The organism is Arthrobacter sp. NicSoilB8, assembly GCF_019977355.1.
Taxonomy (GTDB): domain Bacteria; phylum Actinomycetota; class Actinomycetes; order Actinomycetales; family Micrococcaceae; genus Arthrobacter.
This window is the reverse complement of the sequence record NZ_AP024655.1, coordinates 4,135,747-4,152,458: the sequence shown is the minus strand read 5'-3', so window position 1 is coordinate 4,152,458 and position 16,712 is coordinate 4,135,747. Positions and strand designations below refer to the sequence as shown.

Below are 16,712 nucleotides of genomic sequence, written 5' to 3'. Positions count from 1 at the left end.
GGCCTGATCGCTGCGCTGGCCACAGCCGCCGCCTCAGACGAGGCTGTCTTCCCTGGCGCTGTGGTTAGCGGCCCTGTTTTCATCGGCACTGTGTTGAGCGGCACTGTGTTGAGCGGCACTGTCTCGATCGGCAGGCACCGGCGCATTGTCCGTTTCGCGGGCGGCGGCGTGGGCTGCCGTCGCGGCATGCACGGCGTGCGTTGCGCTGACGTGGTGGCCGAACGGGTTGAACCGGCTGAAACCGAGCTCAGCAAAAGCGTACGCGGTCTCGGCGTGCTCGGACCGGTCGACGCCAGCGAGTTCGTCCTCGTGGCTGACCCGGAACCCGATTGTCTTGTGGATGGCGAGTCCGATTACCGCGGTCCCGAGGCCTGACACGGCCACCGTGATGAGGACCGCCACGGTCTGCGCGATCACCTGGTGGAGCCCGCCGCCGTAGAAGAGGCCGCCGCCTTCGCCGTCCACCGGGAGGGCGACGAAACCGAGTGCGAGGGTGCCGATGAGACCGCCTCCGAGGTGGACGCCGACGACGTCGAGCGAGTCATCGAAGCCGAACTTGAACTTCAGGTCCACGAACACGGCGCAGGCGGCACCGGCCACGAAGCCAAGGCCCAGCGCGGCGAGCGGGCTGATGTTGGCACACGAAGGCGTGATGGCCACAAGCCCGGCGACCGCGCCGGACGCGGCGCCCAGGGAGGTATGGTGGCCGTGGCGGATCTTCTCCGTGACCAGCCAGCTGATCATGGCCGCGGCGGGGGCAGCCAGGGTGTTCACCCAGATCAGGCCGGCCTGCTGCACGGTGGTGGCGGCGCCGGCGTTGAAACCGAACCAGCCGAACCAGAGGATGCCCGCGCCGAGCATGATGAAGGGGATGTTGTGGGGCCGGTGGCCGGGGTCTTTGCCGAAGCCGTGCCGGTTGCCAAGGATCAGGACCAGAACCAGTGCGGCGGTGCCGGACGCGATTTCCACGACGGTGCCGCCGGCGAAGTCGATGACCTGGCCGAAGACGGCGCTGACGGCGCCGCCGGCACTCATGAGGCCCCCGCCCCAGACCATGAAGGCCAGCGGGCAGTAAACCAGGGTGATCCAGACGGGGATGAACAAGGCCCAGGAGGTGAACTTCGCGCGGTCCGCGATGGCGCCGCTGATGAGGGCTACGGTGATGATGGCGAACGTGGCGCTGTAGCCCGCCTTGATCAGGTCCGGCGAGCCGATGACGTTGCTCAGTCCGAAGCTGGCGAACGGATTGCCGAACACACCGAGGACGCCCTGGCCGGTGGTCATCGAGTAGCCCCAGAGGACCCACACGACGCCGACGATCCCGATCGAGATGAAGCTCATCATCATCATGTTGAGCGAGGCCTTGGCGCGGGTCATACCGCCGTAGAAGAGGCCAAGTGCGGGGGTCATCAGCAGAACGAGCGCCGCCGACACAATCATCCAGACGCTTCCAGCAGTGAGTTCCACCGGCGGGTCCCTTCTCGTCAGTCTTCCGTACCGGGACACGTCGCCGCCGGCCCCCCGATCCGGGTTTAATCCTCGCGGAGCCATGTTTCCGGCAATGAGGCAAAAAGTTGCGGGCAAGTTACAGGAATCGCGATGGCGTGAAGATCACGTGACCGCCATGTTTCGGGAATGTAAACGGAACCTCTTGCGACCGCCGGCCGGCCCCGGGCCGTCGGCGGCGGAGGGGGCGGAACGGCGAGGGGTGTGGAGGATTCCCGTGCCCCCGGGCCGTGAGGCGCCGGCGCGGCGGATTTCCGGCGCCTTTTTGCCCCGGCGGGAGGGGTGCCGCGGCTGCAGGAAGCCGCCAGGAATGAATTCAAATGATTGAATGTTCAATAAATATGGACTTTGGTATCTTCACTTTCGGCGAGCTTTCCCGCAACAGCAGCACTGGTGCCGCGCTGTCCCCGCAGCAGCGGCTGAAAGAGATCATCGAGCTCGCGAAGCTGGCCGACCAGGCGGGCCTCGGCTTCCTGGGGCTGGGGGAGCACCACCGGCGCGACTTCGCCCTCTCGGCCCCGGAAATCGTCCTGGCCGCGATCGCCCGGGAAACAACCAATCTCCGGCTGGGCACAGCCGTGACGGTGCTCTCCACCCAGGACCCGGTGCGGCTCTTCGAACAGTTCGCCACGCTGGACCTGATCTCCGACGGCCGGGCCGAGATCATCGCAGGCCGCGGCGCGTTCGTGGAGTCCTATCCGCTGTTCGGCCACAACCTCGACGACTACGACGCCCTGTTCGATGAGAAGCTGCGCCTGCTGCTGGAACTGCGGGACAACGCCCGGGACAACGCCTCCGTGCAGTGGACAGGACAACTGACCCAGAGCATCCCGGGCATGGACATCGCCCCGCGCCCGGTGCAGCAGAGACTTCCGGTCTGGGTGGGCGTCGGCGGCACCCCGGCGAGCTTTTCCCGGGCGGGCCGGCTGGGGCTTCCCCTGTTCATCGCCCTGCTGTCAGGGCCGGCCCGCTTCCGCCGCCTCGTTGAGCTGTACCGCGAGAGCGCAGCCGCTGCAGGCCACGCCGACGCGCTCCCTGTGGGGGCCGGCGGCCACTTCTACGCGGCACCGACATCACAGCAGGCGCGCGACACCTTTTACCCTTACTACCGGGCCTACTTCGAGCAAAACATGCCACGTCCCGTCGACCACTTCCCCCGGTCCACGTTCGATTCCTGGACCGAACCTGGCGGCGGGCTGCTGGTCGGGAGCCCACAGCAGATCACCGAGAAACTTTTGGAGATCCACCAGACGCTGGGGAACACCCGGTACCTGGCCCAGATCGGTCTGGGCGGCCTGCCGTTTGCCGAGACGGCCCGGTCCATTGAACTGCTCGCCACGGAAATCATGCCCGCCGTCAACCGTGAGGCCTCCGCCGGGCTGGCAGACACCCGGCCCGGCAACCAGCCGGTCTGACAGCCTGCCGGTCTGACAGCCGGCGGACGACGGCGGAGCACCGCCGTCGTCCGCCGGCTCTGCACGGCACGGGGCCGCTGTGGGTGCCAGTGTTGATGTCAGTGCTGGTGTCAGGGTTTGAGTCCCTGCTACTCGAGCGGAATCTCGAGGCAGCGGCGGGACGCGTTCCAGCCGCTGCGTGTCCCCAGGTGGGTGCTCAGCCGCTGCATCCGGGCGGCAATATGGGGCGCCGGCCCTTGGGCCAGGCGGGCCTGGAAGCCGGCGATGACGGTGGGATACAGCCGCAGCGTGCGGGGTTCGGTGCCTTGGGTTTCGAGCATGAACAGGAACGACTGGTCATTGCGCTCGTCGGGGTCCACGGCGTAGTCGTCCACGAAGTCCCCGGCGCTGTAGATGATCGGACGGTTCCGGTGAATCCCGACGCCGCGGAAGATATGCGGCGAGTGGCCGAACACGACGTCGGCCCCGGCCTCTATGAGGTCCCGTGCGAGCTCCTGGTGCCTGTCCGGGACGTCGGCGCCCCAGTTGCCGCCCCAGTGGGCCGACACGATGAGAAGCTGGACGCGGGCCTTGGTCCGCCGGACCAGGCCCAGCAGCCCGTCCAGGAGCGCCGCGCCGCGCTCGCCGCCGTCGTCCTCCACGGGCACGTAGTAAATCCCGGGGGACCTGTCGCCGGCTGCCCAGTCGGGCTGGTTGTCTGTGAAGGCAATGAATCCGACGGCGGCGGCGCCCACGCGCCGTACGGCCGGCCGGCGGGCCGCGTCCAGATCCGGGCCCGCCCCGGCATGCAGGATGCCGTGGCCGTCAAGCGCCGGGAACATTTCCCGGAACGCGTCCTCGCCGAAATCCAGGACATGGTTGTTGGCGAGCGAGACGACGTCGATCCCGGCGGCGAGCAGGCTGGCCACGTTCTTCAGGTCTGAACGGAAGTGGAAGGCCTTGCCGGGCTCGGGCTCGCCGCCGGACGCCAGGACGCACTCGAGGTTGGCGATGCGAAGGTCCGCCTGCTGCAGGAGCTCCAGCGTGTCCCCCCAGGGATAGGCAGGGTTGGCCGTTGCCAGGTGGCGGTTCACCAGCCGTCCCAGCATGACATCTCCCATGAGTGCGATCTGCATGGCAATCCGGCCCGTCAGGTCATGGCCAAGGGCTAGCTTTGGTAGCCCTCGACCTCGCTGACCGGCCGCACCTCCGCCTCGTCGGGGTTCTCACCGTAGTCCTTTTTCGCGCGCCGCTGGCGCAGCAGGTCCCAGCACTGATCAAGCTGTTCTTCCACCTGCTGCAGCCTTAAGAGGTCCGGGGCTCCGGTCCCGGCGCCGGGCTGGGCGGAGCCTTCGCGGAGGCCGTGTTCTTCCTCCACCAAAGCCTTGATGCGCTCCAGGATGTCTTGGTTGTCCACGGTGTCCTCTTTTCGTCCGGTTCTCGTGCCATTCTCGTGCCGTTCCCGGCCGGTGGCGGCGGGCCGGGCCCCTCGGCAGGCCCCTTCCCAGCCTACGGAGGGGAAACGGCCGTGAACAGGGGCTCCTGCGGCACGCACCTGCCCGTTCCCGGCCCCGGCCGGGACTGGCACCTGCCTGGCACCTGCCCGGCGCCGGTGTCCGGCGCCGCTGCCCTGGCCTGACCTGAGCTAGCCGAGGAGCTCGTCAGCGTAGCACCAGCGCCAGTCCTCGTCCGGCTCAATACTGCGCATGACGGGGTGGCCTGTGGACTTGAAGTGCTTGTAGGCATGGGTTCCCGGCGAGGAATCGCAGCAGGCCACGTTGCCGCAATGCACGCACATCCGCAGGTGGACCGGCGTCGTCCCTTCCCGCTGGCACGCGGCGCAGAAGGGGGCCGGCGGCACCGCCGGGTCCGGGGCCGACTCCAGGTGGGGACACACCCCGCCGGGCCGTGCGATCCCCTCGCCGCCGCCCCCGCCGGAGGCATCCGGTTCCTCCAGCGCGGCGTCCAGCATGGATTCTTCGACGTCCAGCCGGTCAAGGACGCCGACCAGGACCTCGTGGGCGTATTCGCCGCCGCGCCTCAGCTCGAGGACCTTGGCACGTTCGGCGTCCAGCATTGCCAGCCGCAGCTGGGCGTAACGCTGGCTGGGAGTGGCGGCTTCCGTGGACGGACGGCCCAGCCGCTCCCACGCGGCCAGTCCGCGCTCCTGCGTGCGGCGTTTCAGCATCGCCACGACTTCCGGGGGATCCGAGTCGGACCGCAGTTCCTGCAGCCGCTGCACGCCCGCAGCCGTGGCCAGCTGCATGAGTGAGGCCTGGTTGAGCGCGTCCTCGCGCGGATCCGGCCCCTTCACTCGCAGGACCCGGACCAGGGCCGGGAGTGTGAAGCCCTGCAGGGTGAGGGTTCCGCCCACCACCACGAGGGCCATCAGGATCAGGACGGACCGGTGCTCCAGCTCTGCCGGCAGGACCAGGACGGCGGCAAGCGTCACCACGCCGCGCATGCCGGCCCAGGAGACGATCGCGGGAAACTGCCAGGGCGGGGCGGGATCCTTGCGCCGGACCGCGGGAAGGAGCCGGGGCAGGTATGTTGCCGGAAAGACCCAGACCGGGCGCAGGACCAGCACGGCCAGCAGCACCACGGCGCAGCCGGTCCAGATCCGGTCCGCACCCAGTGAATCATCCTGGACGCCCTCGATGATCGTGCGGACCTGCAGCCCGATCAGGAGGAAAACGGAGTTCTCCAGCAGGAACTGGACCGTGTTCCAGTTGCTGCGCTGGCTCAGCCGCGCGGCCCCGTTCGGCATGGACGGCGCTTTGGTACCCATAATCAGCCCGGTGACGACCACGGCCAGAACGCCGGAGGCATGGATCGCTTCCGCCGGGAGATAGGCCACGAGCGGCGCGACCAGGGAAGTGGAGGTATTGATGGCTACGTTGCGGATCCGCTTGCGGAGCCCGGTGAGCACGTAGGCCGCGGCAATGCCCACCACCAGGCCCCCGCCGGCCGCAAGGAGGAAGCCGCCGGCGATCGCCGCGGCGGAAACCGTTCCGGCGATCGCGGCGATGGCGGCCCGAAGGCAGACCAGCGCCGTGGCGTCGTTGACCAGGGACTCGCCCTCCAGGATGGTGACAATCCTGCGGGGCATGCCCACTTTTCGTGCAATGGCGGTCGCCGCCACGGCGTCCGGCGGCGCGACGACGGCGCCCAGTGCCATGGCCGCCGCCAGCGGAATCTCGGGAAACAGCCAGGCGACCACCAAGCCGATGCCAACCGTGCCGAAGATGACGTAGCCGACCGACAGCAGGCCGATGGCGCGGCGGTTGGAGCCGAAATCGAACAGCGAGGTCTGCAGCGCCGCCGCGTACAGCAGCGGCGGCAGAAGCCCAATCAGCACCAGTTCGGGGTTCAGCTCGATCGTCGGGACGAACGGGAGGAAAGAACACAGGACGCCGACCAGCACCAGCAGCAGCGGGACGGAGACGTTGATCTTGTGGCCAAGCGCGCTGCAGGCGCAGACTATGGCAACGAGGGCCAGCAGCCCGAACGCGACTTCCATTGGCCCATTCTGTCAGCTTGCCGCTCCCGGCCGGCGTGAAGCGCAGGCCAAATTATCAGCTTGCTTATTACTTTGCCGCTTCCTAGAGTTGAGAATGCCAGCCCATTGAGATTGCCAGCCAACTGAGACTGCAGCCCATCGAGACTGCAAGCCAACTGATTCTTTGCGCGGGCGCCGGACGCGGACCAAACGCTGCCCGGGCCCTCGCCCGGCACGAGGAGGACCCATGTCACAGCACAATATTTCGGGCAAGAAAGTCGCATTCCTGCTGACGGATGGTGTGGAGCAAGTGGAGCTGACCAGCCCGTGGAATGCCGTGAAGGACGCCGGCGGAGTGCCCACCCTGGTCTCGCCCAAGAGCGGGGAGCTTCAGGGCTACAACGGCACGGAGAAGGGCCAGAAGTTCGCCGTCGACCTCGCCGCCGGGCAGGCCGATGCCGCCGACTTCCATGCCCTCGTCATCCCGGGCGGCGTGGTCAACGCCGACCACCTCCGCGTTGACAAAGATGCCCAGGCGTTCACCCGGGCCTTCTTTGAGCAGCACAAGCCGGTCGCCTCCATCTGCCACGGCCCGTGGCTGCTCATCGATGCGGGGGTGGTCCGCGGCAGGAACCTGACCTCCTATCACACGCTCCAGACGGACCTTAAGAACGCCGGTGCGAACTGGACGGACCAGGAAGTCGTGGTGGACCAGGGTTTGGTGACGAGCCGCAACCCGCATGACCTGCCGGCCTTCAACGCCAAACTCCTGGAGGAAATCGCCGAAGGCGAGCACGCCGGGCAGACGGCCTAGCCTCCTTTCGGGGCCCCGCAGCATCCGACGCCGGTGCGCACCGGCGTCGGATGCTGCGGTTTGCCTCTTCTGCAGGGCACCTACCCACACTGTCCGTTTTGGGGCAGGATATGCGGTGTACCGTCGTCGCTGCCGGCCCGGCCGGCTTCCCCACCAGCGGCACCCCAACAGAATGGAGCCCCGCAGATGACCACACTCAATCCCTACCTCGGCTTCCGCGACAACGCGAAGGACGCCATGACGTTCTACCAGTCGGTATTCGGCGGGGAACTGACCATGAGTACCTTCGCCGAGTACCACGCCAGCGAAGACCCTGCTGAGCAGGAGAAGATCATGCACGCCCAGCTCCGGACCGACGGCGGCATGGTGCTCATGGGCGCGGACACGCCCAACAGCATGGATTTCACCCCCGGCAATAACTTCTCCGTGTCCCTGAGCGGGTCCGATGAAGAGGAGCTCCGCGGCTACTTCGACAAGCTGGCCGACGGCGGCACCATCGCCATGCCCCTGGACCGGGCACCCTGGGGCGACATCTTCGGCATGTGCAAGGACAAGTTCGGCGTGGACTGGCTGGTGAACGTCGGTCCCGAGGTCGCCTAGGGCGGGCTGACGCAGGCGACCCCGGGGGCAGCCCCTCGGCCCGGCCGGGAGTTAGCGCTATCCTGAAGGCGGCCAGGTTAGTGCAGGTTCGAGTCCATCCTCCTGGCCGGGAGAGGCATGCAATGACCGAGAAGCTGCACCTCAGTCCTGATGATGAATTCCCCGAGGACCTCAGCAAGGTCCCGGATAAGGATCTCCAGGTCCTCGACAGCCAGGTCCAGCGGCAGTTGGACTATGAGTACGTCGCGGAGGGTGAACCGAACCCGGAGACGGAATTCCGGCACTACGACCTCGACGAGGAGTTCGAAGAGCGGGACAAACGGGACGACTGACCCGGGTGAACCGTTCGGGGCGGACTGGCTTTTCTGCATGGCGTCCGGCGTCCGGGCAGCACGCTCAATAGACTGCATTGACCAGTCTGCGACGAAACGAGCACCCATGACACCGGCAGTTGCCACGCGCTCCCGCCCGTACCCGCGCAGCCTGTTGCGCCCACGCAGCGCATGACCGACCCGGTCCGCAGGGAAGTGTCGGCGGCAGGCCACGCCGGCCACGTTTTCGCGTCGAAGGCACCGGGCGGCGGGCCTGCGCCCGCCGTCGTGCTCATCCACGGAATAGGCGCGTCACACCGCTACCTGCGCCGGCTGCATCGGCTCCTGGCCGCCTCGATGGACACCTATTCCATAGACCTGCCGGGTTTCGGCGCCACCCCCCGGCCCGGGCACACGCTCTCCGTCGCCGATCACGCCCGCTACATTCTTGGCGCCACGGAACAGCTTGGCGTGAGCGAATTCGTGCTCGTGGGCCACTCGATGGGTACACAGTCCGCCACCGAGGCGGCCCTCCAGGAGCCCGGACGGATCCAGCAACTGGTCCTGATGGGGCCGGTGGTGGACCCCAAACGCGGCACGGTGGCGCAGCAGGCCCTGGCGCTGGGCCGGGACGCCGTGTTCTGTGAAAGCCCCTCCTCAAACGCCTTGGTTCTCACCGATTACCTGCGCTGCGGACCCGTCTGGTACTTCAAAACCCTGCGGGTCATGATGGAGTACCCCCTTGTGCAGAGGCTCGCCGGCGTCACTGCGCCGGTCCTCGTGCTTCGGGGCGCCAACGACCCCGTGGCGGACGCGGACTGGAGCCGCCGGCTGGCCGGGCTCGTCCGCCGGGGGCAGCTGGTGGAGGTACAGGGGACAGGGCACGTCGTCCAGCACACCCGGGCCGTAGAGGTGCGGGACGCGATCCTGGCATTCACGGGCCTTCGTGCGCCGGCGGGTGAGCCGCTGCCGGGACACTAGGGCCGATAAACGCCGGCGGGCAGTGCTGCTAGGCCTCGAAGTGCGTCCGGGTGGGGCCCTGGCCCAGTGACTCGACCACCCCGGCCGCGACGGCGTGGAGCTTGATGTTCCGGGCGCTTGACGCCGACTTCAGGAGTTCGAACGCCTCGACCTGGCTGCAGCGGTTCTGCGCCATGATGATCCCGACGGCAACGTCGATTCCGGTCCGCGTTTCCAGGCTGGCCATGAGGTTGGCGGCTGTATCGCTGCTGTGCGCGAACCGGACCGCGAGCCGCAGGGCCATGGACGTCTGATGGACGAAATCACACGCCAGTTCCGTGGCGCGGTCATCGAACCGGCCCGGCCGGTGCGAATACAGGTTCAAGGCGGCGCGGGTTTCGCCCTCCAGCAGGAACGGCAGCGCCAGGATGGACCGGAAGCCGTGTCCGCGCACCGTCGCGGCGTACTGCGGCCAGCGGCCGTCGCGTTCAAGGTCCTCAATATGGACAGCTTCCTGCTCCCGGGATGCCGTCATGCAGGGGCCGTCACCAAAGGCGTACTGGATTTCATCCATGGCCTGCGCGGCGGGGCTGCTGCTGGCGACGGTGGCCGCCTTCCTGTGCCGCAGGAGCGTGATGCCGCACAGGATCTCGTCCCCGGGCTCTGACAAGCTGCGCGCCGACATCCGGGCGAGCTCGCCAAGGAACTCCTCGACGTCGGAGCTGCTGAGCACCAGTTCCTGCAGGTGCCGGGTGATTGAATTTGCGGTTGACTCGCTGACCACTTATCTGTTGTGCCGTTTCACTCAGGTCAAGACGACCCGGCGGTGCTTCCCACCGCGGCAAGTGGCGGATAGGCAGCGGCCGGCCGGATCGAAGAACAATCCAACGGCTTGCTGCAAAACCGTACCGGGAGAGTATATACATCCGGGCACGCAGGCTCCACACGGGGCCGGGGACCAAAGGCACCTGAACCGTTCAGCTCAGGCACGTAGGCTGTGCCTTAAACGAATTGTCGTGAACGGATTCCGCATGCCAGACCTCGACGTCAAGGACTCACACTCCGCCCCGCTGGCGATCTCCCGCGCCGCGGCCCGGCCCGCGGCCGCCGTGCTGGACGAGCTGGGTTCGGGCGAGAACGGACTGACCCGCGGCGAAGCAGACCGGCGCCTCACGGCACTTGGGCCGAACGCAGTGCGGACCCACATGGCCAGCGCGTGGTCAGTGCTGGGCCGGCAGCTGGCCAGCCCCATCCTGATCCTTCTGCTCATTACCGCAGGACTTTCGCTGTTCCTCGGGGACGCCACAAACGCGATCGTCATCGGCGTGATCCTGCTGGTCAGCGTCGGGCTGGGGTTCAGCAACGAATTCCGGGCCGAACGCGCTGCGGAAGCCTTGCATTCGCGCGTCACGCACCGCGCCGTCGTCGTCCGCGACGGAATGCCGGACGAAATCGACGTCACCGCGCTGGTGCCCGGCGACGTCGTCCATCTCGGGATCGGCGCGATCATTCCGGCCGACATGCGGGTGCTGACGGCGAAGGACCTCCTGTGCGACGAAAGCATCCTGACCGGGGAATCGCTGCCGGTTGCCAAGGACCCGGCGCCCGTGCCGCAGGATGCGCCCCTGGCGGACCTGAGCAGCTGCCTCTTCATGGGTACCGTGATCCAGTCCGGCAGCTGCACCGCGGTGGTGGTCGCCACCGGAGGGCGGGCGGAATTCGGCCGGATCGCACTGGGCCTGGGCGAACGGCAGCCGCAGACCGAGTTCCAGCTGGGCCTGAAGCGCTTCTCGTTCCTGCTGTTGCAGGTGGCCATCGGGCTGACCTCGCTGATCTTCGTCGCGAACCTGCTGCTGCACCGGCCCGTGATCGAATCGCTGCTGTTCTCCCTGGCGATCGCGGTCGGCATCACCCCGCAGCTGCTGCCCGCGGTGGTCAGCACCAGCCTGGCCACGGGAACCCGGCAGCTGGCCCGGCGCAAGGTCCTGGTGAAGCGGCTGGTCTGCATCGAGGACCTGGGCGACATGGACATCCTGGTCACAGACAAGACCGGGACGCTGACCGAGGGCCGGATCAGTTTCACCGCCGCGCTGCCCGCCGCACCGGGTGTCCCGCCCGCCGAACTGCTCACGCTCGGCTTGCTGGCCACGGAGGCCGACTACGCCGGGGCGAGGCTCTCCACAGTCGGCATGAACCCGCTGGATGCCGCCCTGTGGGAATCACCGGACGCCGCGGCCTTCCGGCCCGAGCGCTACGAGCGCGTCGACGTCATTGACTTCGACCATCAGCGCCGCCGGACCAGCGTGCTGGTACGGGAGGCCGGCGGGCCGGCCCGCATCATCACGAAAGGCTCACCGGAAGACGTCCTCGCCCTCTGCACGGGCACCCCCGCGGACGTGCAGGCAATGCTGGACAAGCAGTTCGACGCCGGATCCCGGGTGGTGGCCGTCGGCACCCGGCCCGCGGAGGGGCTCTCGGACCTGACGCCGGCTGACGAGAAGGACCTGGTCCTGGCCGGGTTCCTCATCTTCCTGGACCGGCCCAAAGCCAACGCCCGGGCTTCCCTGGACCAGCTCGAGGCGCTCGGGATCATGGTCAAGATCGCCACCGGCGACAACGCCAGGGTCGCCGAAAAGGTCTGCGACGAACTCGGTGTCCTCTCCGGCGGAACGCTCAGCGGCGCCGCGGTGGAGGCCATGTCCGATCCCGAACTGGCCGCAGCGGCGCGGGAGGCCAGCATCTTCGCCCGCGTTTCGCCCGAGCAGAAGGCCCGGATCATCCGGCTGCTGCGGCAAAGCGGCGGCGCCGTGGGGTTCATGGGCGACGGCGTCAATGACGCCCTGGCCCTGCACGCCGCGGACATCGGCATCTCGGTCGACAGCGCCACCGACGTCGCCAAGGACGCCGCGGACGTCGTCCTGCTCGACAAGGACCTGGGGGTCCTGGCCGAAGGCGTCATGGAGGGCCGGCGGATTTTCGCCAACACCATCAAGTACGTCCTGATGGGCACCTCCAGTAATTTCGGCAACATGTTCAGCGCGGCCACGGCCTCCGTGGTGTTGAGTTTCCTGCCGATGCTGCCGGGCCAGATCCTGCTGAACAACCTGCTCTACGATGCCGGCCAGCTGGCCATCCCGGGGGACCGGGTGGACAAGGAGCAGCTGCTCGCCCCGTCGCACTGGGACATCGGCTTCATCCGCCGCTTCATGTTCCTGTTTGGTCCCATCAGCTCGATCTTCGACTTCGCGACCTTCGCGCTGATGCTGTTTGTCTTCGACGCGGTTCCCGGCGAATTCCGCGCCGGCTGGTTCATCGAGTCGATCGTCACGCAGACGCTGATCATCTTCGTCATCCGGACCCGACGGGTGCCCTTCTTCCGGAGCAGGCCCTCGGCGGGGCTGGTCGGGGCATCCCTGGGCGTGGTGGCCCTCGGGGTATACCTGCCGTTCTCGCCACTGGCCGGCGTGCTGGGGTTCGATCCGCTGCCGGTCCCGTTCTTCCTCGCTTTGCTCGGGATGGCGGCGGTGTATCTGGTGCTCGTTGAAATAGCCAAAGTCTGGTTCTATGCCCGGGCCGCACAGCAGCCGGTCCCGCCCAGGCCTGCGGCCGTCCGCCTCCGCGGCCGGACCCACCGCATTGCGCGCCGGGCCGCACGCTTCAGCACTTCCGTGGCCAGGCCGCTGCTCGTCAACCGCGGCCCGGGCTGGCGCCGCAGACGCAAAACCGGGCATAAAGGCCCTCACAGGGTTACGGCCGCGGGCGGATAGTTGAGGAAGCGGCCACCTGGTCCATTTTCGGGCTCGCAGGGCCCGTAGGAACGCCAGTTTCAGCAGCGCAGAAACTGATGGGGGCCGATGGCCGACGTTTCGACTGGAAAGCCATAACCCATGAGCATTTTTGAAGACAGGGTCGACGCCGGGAGGCAGCTCGGCCGGCGTCTGGCGGAACTGCGGGGCCAGGACATAGTGGTCCTTGGCTTGCCGCGCGGCGGTGTCCCCGTCGCCTTTGAGGTCGCCGCCGCACTGGACGCGCCCCTGGATGTGATCGTGGTGCGGAAGCTCGGGCTTCCCTACCAGCCCGAGCTCGCCATGGGGGCCATCGGTGAGGGCGGCGCCAAGGTCCTGGATGAAGAGGTCCTGGCCCACGCGCGGGTCACCGGCGAGGAACTCCAGGCTGTGGAAGACCGCGAACGCGCCGTGCTGGAAAACCGGGTCGTCCTGTTCCGGAAGGGCAGGACCAGGCACGACCTCACCGGACGCATCGCGGTGATCGTCGACGACGGGATCGCCACCGGCTCCACGGCCCGCGTGGCATGCCGCATCGCCCGCAAGCAGGGCGCGGCACGGGTGATCCTGGCCGTCCCGGTGGCCCCGGCGGAGACCCTGGCCAACCTGAGCGAACCGGATGAAGTGGTCTGCCTGGCGACGCCCCGCCAGTTCACCGCCGTCGGCTACCACTACCGTGACTTCTCGCCCACTGACGACGACGAGGTGGTGCGGCTGCTCGATCTTGCGGCCAAGCGGCTGGAGTCTTCTCCGCCGCCGTCCCGGACCCCGTCGGGGACGCGCGCCGGAGGTGCCGCTGACGTCGACGAGGAAGTGGAAATCCCGTCCCGCGGGGTGCGGCTCCAGGCCCAGCTCCACCTTCCGGTGCCGGCCCGGGCCGTCGTGCTGTTCGCCCACGGCAGCGGCAGCAGCCGCCACAGCCCCCGGAACCGTTACGTGGCCGGCGTCCTGCAGCAGGCCGGCCTCGGCACGCTGCTGCTGGACCTGCTGACGCCCACGGAGGAACGCCACCGCGCCAACGTCTTTGACATCGAACTCCTGGCCCGCAGGCTGTCCTCGGCAACGGACTGGCTTGCCACCCGGGCGGACACGGCCTCCTGCGCCGTGGGGTACTTCGGGGCCAGCACGGGCGCCGGGGCAGCGCTGTGGGCGGCATCCGAGCCGTCGGTGCGGATCGCGGCCGTCGTCTCGCGCGGGGGCCGCCCCGACCTCGCCGGCCCGCGGCTGTCCGCCGTGACCGCGCCCACGCTGCTGATTGTGGGGAGCCTGGACTATGAGGTCCTGGAACTCAACCGCAAGGCGAAGGCCATGATGCGCTGCCCCAACCAGCTCGCCGTCGTGCAGGGGGCGACGCACCTTTTTGAAGAACCCGGCACGCTCGCCGCAGCGGCGATCCTGGCACGGGACTGGTTTGTGGACTATCTGCTGGCCCCGGCGGGCACGAATCCGCGGGCTGCGGGTGTCTGAACGGCCAAGCGGGAACGCCCAGACGTGAGAGCTCAAGCGTGAGCGCTCAGGCGGGAACTTTCAGACGGGAACGCCCAGACGTGAGCGCTCAGGCGCCGTGCGACCTGCGGCCCTCAGCCCTGTCGCGGATGCCCAGGAGCATGCGCCGCTCCATCAGGAACTGCACAGGTTCCAGCAGCGGGCGCAGGACGAGTCCCGCGGCCAGCGGCGAGTAGTCGTACCGGGTGCGGGACACGAGCCTGGCGGCCTGGGATCCCATTGGGCGCAGCACGAACGTCCAGCCGACGTCCACGCGGGGACCGGCCGACAGCACCCCGGCCGGACTCATCGTCCCCGTGCGCAAATCGATGGTTCCGCCCAGGCCCAGCACGGCCTCAGACTGGAGAAGCCTGACCGTCAGGCCGCCGTCGGGGGAGAGCGGGACGGTGTCGCCGACTTTGAGATGTTGCAGTTCAGGGCGGATCCTGTCCGCGCTGTGGATGCCCAGGCCCGCGGCGTTCTCGAGCCAGTCGTAGGAATACATTCCGCCGCGCCCGGCGCCCAACTGGACCAGCCACGGCCAGACGCCTGACACCGGGGCCGCAATGGTGACGGCGCGGGTAGTCTGCATGCGCGGGGCGGGCACGATCTCGTCCCCGGCGAGCGGCCCGGCGGCCTCCTGCGTGGTGGCTCCCCAGAGCAGGAGCCGCGGCCGGACAGCCAGGACGTAAGCGGCGCCGGCCGCTGCCGCAGCGAGCGCCGCGAGCGGTCCGCGCAACCGGGCTGGAATATGCGGACCGCTCACGGGACGGGCCTCATTCGGTGGACCGGCGGTCGTCCGCTCCCTGGCCGACCACCACCACCGGGCAGTGGGCGTGGGCGGCGCAGGCTCCGCTCACCGAGCCCATGACCTGATGGAGGAAGCCGCCCTTCCCGCGCCTGCCCACCACGAGCAACTGGGCGTTCTGGCTTTCGTCGACCAGGACCTTGGCCGGGGCCCCGAATTTGACCGAGCGGGTGAGTCCCTCCGGACGCGTCTCGCCGAAGGCACGCTCCAGTGCCTGGTCGACGAGGCGTTTGGCGGTCTCCTCCAGCTGCGTCGTGGTGGGCGTGCTGTCCTCCGGCAGGTGGGATGCCAGGAAGAAATCGGACGTGCCCAGGCACGTGATGACCTCCAACGGGACGTTCAGACTCGTGGACATGCGCCCGGCGACGCGGAGCGCCGTCGTCGAAAACTCGGAACCGTCCACGCCCACGACAATGCGCTGATCACCGTTCATGGTCCCCAGCCTTCCTTCTGCCCCGGGGACTGCCTAGGGCCGAAAGTCACGCGGGGCTGGGCACCGTGCCGGCCTCCCCTTAGGGTGGAACGGTGACTGCCGGTGCCGGACCAGGCGCCGGTCCACCGGCCCGACAATGTGCCTGGCTATGTGCTTGACCATGTAACTGACCATGACGGTCAGCAGAACCTGCCACCCGAGGAGTTCCTGATGAGAGTTGCTGTTACCGGAGGAAGCGGAAAGCTGGGACGCAGCGTCGTGCGGCGGCTCAGTGACGACGGCCACGAGGTGACTAACCTGGACCGGATCGGGGCGCGCGGCCGAGGCTTCACGGAGGTGGACCTGCGCAACTACGGCCAGGTGGTGGATGTGTTCCTTGGCCTGGAGGACCGCCACGCCGGGTTCGACGCCGTCGTGCACCTTGCCGCGATCCCGGCCCCCGGGCATGCCCCGGACGCCGCAACGTTCGAGAACAACATGCAGTCCACCTACAACGTGTTCCAGGCCGCCCGCCGGGCGGGAATCAAGAAGGTTGTCTACGCCTCCAGTGAGACGGTGCTGGGACTGCCGTTCGACGTCGATCCTCCCTATATCCCGGTGGACGAGGAGTACCCGGCCCGGCCCGAAAGCACCTACTCCCTGGTCAAGCACCTCGAAGAGCAGATGGCCATCCAGCTGACCCGCTGGGACCCGGAACTGAGCATCACGGGCCTGCGCTTCTCCAACGTGATGGACCCGGAGGACTATGAGGAGTTCCCCGCATTCGACCGCGACGCGTCCCTGCGCAAGTGGAACCTCTGGGGGTACATCGACGGCCGCGACGGCGCGCAGGCCGTGGCCCGCGCCCTGGAGCACGGCAAGCCCGGCTTCGAGGCGTTCATCATCGCCAACGCGGACACCGTGATGAGCCGCTCCAGTGCCAGCCTGGCCGCCGAGGTCTTCCCCAACGTCAAGGTGGTCAAGGAGCTAGGCGAACACGAGACCATGCTCTCGATCGACAAGGCCAAGCGCCTCCTCGGCTACGACCCCGAGCACAGCTGGCGGACCTACCACTCGAACCGGACCACCCCGACCGAAGACTGAAACACCAGCCACGCATCCACCGACCCCTGAGGAG

General features: G+C 68.1%; 15 protein-coding genes. 8 read left to right on the top strand and 7 right to left on the bottom strand.

Annotated features, from left to right (window positions below):
* Window positions 1-33: 33 nt before the first annotated feature.
* Window positions 34-1,467 (bottom strand): ammonium transporter, encoded by a 1,434-nt coding sequence (locus LDO15_RS18735; RefSeq protein WP_223981061.1) that lies wholly within the window; start codon window positions 1,465-1,467, stop codon window positions 34-36.
* 380 nt (window positions 1,468-1,847) lie between these two features.
* Between LDO15_RS18735 and LDO15_RS18730 the strand changes: the two genes are divergently transcribed.
* Complete coding sequence (locus LDO15_RS18730) at window positions 1,848-2,921, top strand: LLM class flavin-dependent oxidoreductase (protein WP_223981058.1); 1,074 nt, start codon at window positions 1,848-1,850, stop codon at window positions 2,919-2,921.
* A 128-nt stretch (window positions 2,922-3,049) separates the two neighbouring features.
* Here the strand turns inward: LDO15_RS18730 and LDO15_RS18725 are convergent, their stop codons facing one another.
* The 3 genes from LDO15_RS18725 to LDO15_RS18715 all read right to left on the bottom strand — a co-directional run bounded on the left by LDO15_RS18725 (window position 3,050) and on the right by LDO15_RS18715 (window position 6,420).
* Window positions 3,050-4,036: a CapA family protein gene (locus LDO15_RS18725; protein WP_223981055.1), complete on the bottom strand. Its 987-nt coding sequence runs from the start codon at window positions 4,034-4,036 to the stop codon at window positions 3,050-3,052.
* A gap of 32 nt (window positions 4,037-4,068) precedes the next feature.
* Complete coding sequence (locus LDO15_RS18720; RefSeq protein WP_223981052.1) at window positions 4,069-4,317, bottom strand: DUF2630 family protein; 249 nt, start codon at window positions 4,315-4,317, stop codon at window positions 4,069-4,071.
* 228 nt (window positions 4,318-4,545) lie between these two features.
* Window positions 4,546-6,420 carry a Na+/H+ antiporter gene (locus LDO15_RS18715; RefSeq protein ID WP_223981050.1) on the bottom strand — a complete coding sequence of 625 codons (1,875 nt, stop codon included), beginning with the start codon at window positions 6,418-6,420 and terminating at the stop codon, window positions 4,546-4,548.
* 226 nt (window positions 6,421-6,646) lie between these two features.
* Here LDO15_RS18715 and LDO15_RS18710 point away from each other — a divergent pair, with 226 nt between their 5' ends.
* The 4 genes from LDO15_RS18710 (at window position 6,647) to LDO15_RS18695 (ending at window position 9,105) form a co-directional block, all read left to right on the top strand.
* Window positions 6,647-7,213 (top strand): type 1 glutamine amidotransferase domain-containing protein, encoded by a 567-nt coding sequence (locus tag LDO15_RS18710; protein WP_223981047.1) that lies wholly within the window; start codon window positions 6,647-6,649, stop codon window positions 7,211-7,213.
* 186 nt (window positions 7,214-7,399) lie between these two features.
* A complete protein-coding gene (locus LDO15_RS18705; protein WP_223981044.1) occupies window positions 7,400-7,813 on the top strand; it encodes a VOC family protein in 414 nt (137 codons plus the stop codon).
* A 122-nt stretch (window positions 7,814-7,935) separates the two neighbouring features.
* Window positions 7,936-8,145, top strand: coding sequence for a hypothetical protein (locus LDO15_RS18700; RefSeq protein WP_223981040.1), 210 nt, complete (start codon window positions 7,936-7,938; stop codon window positions 8,143-8,145).
* Window positions 8,146-8,316: 171 nt separating this feature from the next.
* A complete protein-coding gene (locus LDO15_RS18695) occupies window positions 8,317-9,105 on the top strand; it encodes an alpha/beta hydrolase (RefSeq protein WP_223981037.1) in 789 nt (262 codons plus the stop codon).
* A 28-nt stretch (window positions 9,106-9,133) separates the two neighbouring features.
* Here LDO15_RS18695 and LDO15_RS18690 read toward each other — a convergent pair whose 3' ends face one another.
* Window positions 9,134-9,868: a GAF and ANTAR domain-containing protein gene (locus LDO15_RS18690; RefSeq protein WP_223981034.1), complete on the bottom strand. Its 735-nt coding sequence runs from the start codon at window positions 9,866-9,868 to the stop codon at window positions 9,134-9,136.
* A 247-nt stretch (window positions 9,869-10,115) separates the two neighbouring features.
* On the opposite strand from LDO15_RS18690, the gene mgtA reads away from it, so the two are divergent.
* Together mgtA and LDO15_RS18680 are read left to right on the top strand one after the other, a co-directional pair.
* Window positions 10,116-12,851 carry a magnesium-translocating P-type ATPase gene (gene mgtA / locus LDO15_RS18685; RefSeq protein WP_223981030.1) on the top strand — a complete coding sequence of 912 codons (2,736 nt, stop codon included), beginning with the start codon at window positions 10,116-10,118 and terminating at the stop codon, window positions 12,849-12,851.
* Window positions 12,852-12,971: 120 nt separating this feature from the next.
* Complete coding sequence (locus LDO15_RS18680) at window positions 12,972-14,336, top strand: phosphoribosyltransferase (RefSeq protein ID WP_223981027.1); 1,365 nt, start codon at window positions 12,972-12,974, stop codon at window positions 14,334-14,336.
* 88 nt (window positions 14,337-14,424) lie between these two features.
* Here the strand turns inward: LDO15_RS18680 and LDO15_RS18675 are convergent, their stop codons facing one another.
* Both LDO15_RS18675 and LDO15_RS18670 read right to left on the bottom strand, forming a co-directional pair.
* Entirely contained in the window at window positions 14,425-15,120 is a 696-nt protein-coding gene (locus tag LDO15_RS18675) for an SRPBCC family protein (protein ID WP_223981023.1), read from the bottom strand.
* 10 nt (window positions 15,121-15,130) lie between these two features.
* Window positions 15,131-15,595, bottom strand: a complete 465-nt coding sequence (locus LDO15_RS18670) for a universal stress protein (protein ID WP_223981020.1) — start codon at window positions 15,593-15,595, stop codon at window positions 15,131-15,133.
* A gap of 210 nt (window positions 15,596-15,805) precedes the next feature.
* Between LDO15_RS18670 and LDO15_RS18665 the strand changes: the two genes are divergently transcribed.
* Window positions 15,806-16,678 carry an NAD(P)-dependent oxidoreductase gene (locus LDO15_RS18665; protein WP_223981017.1) on the top strand — a complete coding sequence of 291 codons (873 nt, stop codon included), beginning with the start codon at window positions 15,806-15,808 and terminating at the stop codon, window positions 16,676-16,678.
* Window positions 16,679-16,712: the final 34 nt, after the last annotated feature.